This window comes from Azonexus sp., from assembly GCF_036170495.1.
In the GTDB taxonomy this organism is placed as follows: Bacteria; Pseudomonadota; Gammaproteobacteria; order Burkholderiales; family Rhodocyclaceae; genus Azonexus.
Window position 1 is genome coordinate 1 of the sequence record NZ_JAVHPH010000280.1, and the last position, 2,983, is coordinate 2,983.

A 2,983-nucleotide genomic window follows, 5' to 3' on the forward strand; every position below is an offset into this window, starting at 1 on the left:
CACGCCGAAGGGCAAGCTCGACAGCTTCCGCTATCGCGCCGGTCGTTGAGAGCGCTCGGCTGACCGTGCAGATATTCATCGTCGGCGGCGCCGTCCGCGATGAATTGCTCGGCCGGCCGAATGCCGACCGCGATTACGTCGTCGTCGGCACCACCCCGCAAGACCTGCTCAAACAGGGGTTCCGTCCGGTCGGCAAAGATTTCCCGGTATTCCTCCATCCGCAAACCCAGGAGGAATACGCGCTGGCCCGCACCGAGCGCAAGTCCGGGCACGGCTACCATGGCTTCACTTTCCACGCCGCACCGGACGTTACGCTCGAAGAAGATCTCGCCCGCCGCGACCTGACCATCAACGCCATGGCCAAGGCGGCCGACGGCACGCTGATCGACCCCTTCCACGGTCAACTCGATTTATCGGCCAAAATCCTAAGGCACGTCGGGCCGGCCTTTGCCGAAGACCCGGTGCGCATTTTGCGTATCGCCCGCTTTGCCGCGCGCTTCAGTGATTTTTCAGTGGCCCCGGAAACGCTGGCCCTGATGCGCGCCATGGTGGCCAGCGGTGAAGTCGATCATCTGGTCGCCGAGCGCGTCTGGCAGGAACTGGCCAAGGGCTTGATGGAAGACCGGCCGTCACGGATGTTCGAAGTCCTGCGCGACTGTGGTGCCCTGTCCCGCCTCCTGCCGGAACTCGATGTCCTGTTCGGCGTGGCGCAACGGGCCGATTACCACCCCGAAATCGACACCGGCATCCACACCATGATGGTCGTCGACCAGTCGGCAAAACGCGGCTTCGCCTTGCCGGTGCGCTTTGCCGCGCTGACCCACGATCTCGGCAAGGGAACGACGCCGGCCGACGTCCTGCCGCGCCATATCGGCCACGAAGAGCGCAGCGTGCACCTGGGCGAAAAACTGTGTGACCGCCTGCGCGTACCCGGCGACTGCCGTGATCTTGCCCTGCTCGTGGCGCGCTATCACGGTAACGTTCATCGCGCCGCCGACTTGAAGGCGAGCACCATCGTCACGCTATTCGAAAAAACCGATGCGCTGCGCCGGCCGGAACGCTTCCAGCAACTGCTCGACGCCTGTCTGTGCGACTACACCGGCCGCCTTGGCTGGGAAAACCGGCCCTACGACAGCCCGCGCTACCTGCTCCAGGCATTGGCTACGGTCAACGCCGTCGAAGCCGGAAAAATCGCGCTGGCCTGCCCCGACAAGGCCAAAATTCCGGAACGCATTTACGCGGCACGGGTCAATGCGCTCAAGCTGCTGTTAAATGACTCGGGAGAGCAGCCAGAGCAATAACGAAAAAATAATCGTGGTTGCCACCGGAAACGTGTAATTTCGACCACGAAAGCGGAATGCGAAATCCCCCGGCAATTTGCCGAACCGAATGAAGCGCGCCAGATGCGGGCCGATGATGCCCAGCAAAAAAATTGCGACGACCAGCGTCAAAATCCACTTCAGCATTTGCCTTGCACCGCAGGGTGAAAGCCGCATTAAATCACGCCTCACCCTGAACCGAGCCCCATGCTAAAAACTCAAATCGTCGAAGGCCTCGAAGTCTTCTCCTGCCTGCCTTCCCGCAAGACCAGCAAACCGGCATTGCTGTTCGTACATGGCGCCTTTGCCGGTGGCTGGATGTGGACCGAAACCTTCATGCCCTTCCTCGCCAAGGCTGGCTATCCCTGCTATGCCCTGTCCCTGCGCGGCCACGCCGGCAGCGCCGGGCGCCAGCAAATCAACTGGCATTCGGTTGGCGATTACGTCGATGACGTCAAGACCATCGTGGACTGGCTGGGCGAAACGCCGGTCCTGATCGGCCACTCGATGGGCGGCTTCATCGTCCAGAAATACCTTGAACATCGCGCCGCCCCGGCCGTCGCCCTGATCTGCTCGGTACCGCCGCAAGGCCTGATCGCCTCGCAGTTTCATCTGATGTTCAACAAGCCGCAGCTGTTCCAGGAAATCAATCAGATCATGGACGGCAAATACACCGACACCGGCACGCTGCGCGAAGCCCTGTTCGCCGGCGAGGTCGATGAAACCATGCTGGCCGCCTGGCTAAGCCGGATGCAGCCGGAGTCGCACCGTGCGCTGTGGGACATGTCGATGTTCAGCCTGCCCAATCTCTACGCCATGCACCGGCCACCGATGCTCATCCTTGGTGCCGAAGAAGACGTCCTGGTGCCGGCTTTCCTGGTTCAGACCACTGGGCACACGTACGGCGAACACGTCCATATTTTCCGCGACATGGGCCACGCCGTGACCCACGAAAAAGAATGGCCGCTCGTCGCGGCCACCTTGCGTGACTGGCTGGACGAAATCAAACCTTGATGTCGACCGAGTTGCCCAGATTGGGTGGATTGTTGACCACTGGCGGCAAGGCCTGCAGCAACTGGATGGCATTCGCGGCCTGAATGTCCATCGCCTTCTTGAGAACGAGCGTACTGATCGCATCCCCGGTTTGCGCTTGCGCCAGGGCCGAACTCAAACCGCCTAGTGAAGAAACGTCCATCTTGCACTCACTCCAATTCGGACACATTATTACTCCACTGTAGTCGAACTACTTGCCAATTCAATGAGCAATCCTGAAAAGCCCGGACCACTGTCCGCCATTCTCGAAGCCATCCGCGCCAAACGTGAGCGCAAGACCGGTGCGGGCAACGATATTGCCGAGCTTGAAGCCTCGCTGCTCGCCGACATCGAGACTTTCGATCTGGACGCCGCCGAACGGCGGGCCCGCCGGGAATATCTGGCCAATTCCGGCGCCGGCATGACTGATCCAACACTGGTTTTTCCCGAGATCGCGCCAGCCAGGCCCGTTGCCAAGCCCGTCGAAATCAAAACCGCCGTGCAGCCCAAGGCGGAAGAATACGCGCCAGAACTCGGCAGCAGCTTCCTCGACCAGCTCAGACAGCGAGCCGAATTACGGCAGCGTGAAATCCATAGCGCCCTGGCCGAACGTACCTCGGTCAATGAGGCAA

At 61.0% G+C, this 2,983-nt stretch carries 5 protein-coding genes; 3 read left to right on the plus strand and 2 right to left on the minus strand.

The genetic code is table 11. From position 1 onward, the window contains the following. The first annotated feature begins 65 nt into the window (after positions 1-65). The gene (locus ADADOO_RS10095; protein ID WP_511277226.1) at positions 66-1,301 is read left to right on the plus strand and encodes a multifunctional CCA addition/repair protein; all 1,236 of its coding nucleotides are present in this window, start codon (positions 66-68) and stop codon (positions 1,299-1,301) included. Here ADADOO_RS10095 and ADADOO_RS10100 read toward each other — a convergent pair. Continuing rightward, on the minus strand, positions 1,269-1,466 hold the full coding sequence (locus tag ADADOO_RS10100; RefSeq protein ID WP_511277219.1) for a DUF2905 domain-containing protein: 198 nt from the start codon (positions 1,464-1,466) through the stop codon (positions 1,269-1,271). The two genes, ADADOO_RS10095 and ADADOO_RS10100, sit on opposite strands and share 33 nt — an antisense overlap. Positions 1,467-1,526: 60 nt before the next feature. Here ADADOO_RS10100 and ADADOO_RS10105 point away from each other — a divergent pair, with 60 nt between their 5' ends. Next, positions 1,527-2,333, plus strand: a complete 807-nt coding sequence (locus ADADOO_RS10105) for an alpha/beta hydrolase (protein ID WP_511277221.1) — start codon at positions 1,527-1,529, stop codon at positions 2,331-2,333. Here ADADOO_RS10105 and ADADOO_RS10110 read toward each other — a convergent pair. Beyond that, positions 2,323-2,541 (minus strand): YjfB family protein, encoded by a 219-nt coding sequence (locus tag ADADOO_RS10110; RefSeq protein ID WP_511277223.1) that lies wholly within the window; start codon positions 2,539-2,541, stop codon positions 2,323-2,325. The genes ADADOO_RS10105 and ADADOO_RS10110 overlap by 11 nt on opposite strands. A gap of 36 nt (positions 2,542-2,577) precedes the next feature. Between ADADOO_RS10110 and ADADOO_RS10115 the strand changes: the two genes are divergently transcribed. Beyond that, the coding region (locus ADADOO_RS10115; RefSeq protein WP_511277224.1) for a hypothetical protein at positions 2,578-2,983 on the plus strand (406 nt) is incomplete at its 3' end.

What these genes read in the sequence shown, in the direction of transcription:
- ADADOO_RS10100 (WP_511277219.1), bottom strand. Translation starts at nt 1,466, where the DNA reads ATGCTGAAGTGGATTTTGACGCTGGTCGTCGCAATTTTTTTGCTGGGC.
- ADADOO_RS10110 (WP_511277223.1), bottom strand. Translation starts at nt 2,541, where the DNA reads ATGTGTCCGAATTGGAGTGAGTGCAAGATGGACGTTTCTTCACTAGGC.
- ADADOO_RS10105 (WP_511277221.1), top strand. Translation starts at nt 1,527, where the DNA reads ATGCTAAAAACTCAAATCGTCGAAGGCCTCGAAGTCTTCTCCTGCCTG.